The organism is Staphylococcus sp. HMSC072H03, from assembly GCF_001809305.1.
GTDB classification, from domain to species: domain Bacteria; phylum Bacillota; class Bacilli; order Staphylococcales; family Staphylococcaceae; genus Staphylococcus; species Staphylococcus hominis.
Window position 1 is genome coordinate 1 of the sequence record NZ_KV796897.1, and the last position, 266, is coordinate 266.

A 266-nucleotide genomic window follows, 5' to 3' on the forward strand; every position below is an offset into this window, starting at 1 on the left:
CAAAAATCTATTTTAAAGGATAGAAATAGTTATTCTAAAACAGATCATGATGCCACATTTATGAGAATGAAAGAAGATCATATGAAAAATGGACAACTCAAGCCAGGTTATAATTTACAAATAGCGACAAATTCTCAATTCGTTTTATCTTATAATGTGTATCAAAATCCGACTGATACAAGAACGATGATACCATTTTTAAATTTAATTCAAGAGACCTACGGTCATTTACCTGAATATATTGTAGCTGATGCAGGTTATGGTAG

General features: G+C 30.1%; 1 protein-coding gene. It reads left to right on the forward strand.

The annotated features are described in order from the left end of the window. Positions 1–266, forward strand: a 266-nt coding sequence (locus tag HMPREF2578_RS07955) for a transposase (RefSeq protein ID WP_141743938.1), incomplete at both ends; no start/stop codon positions are given.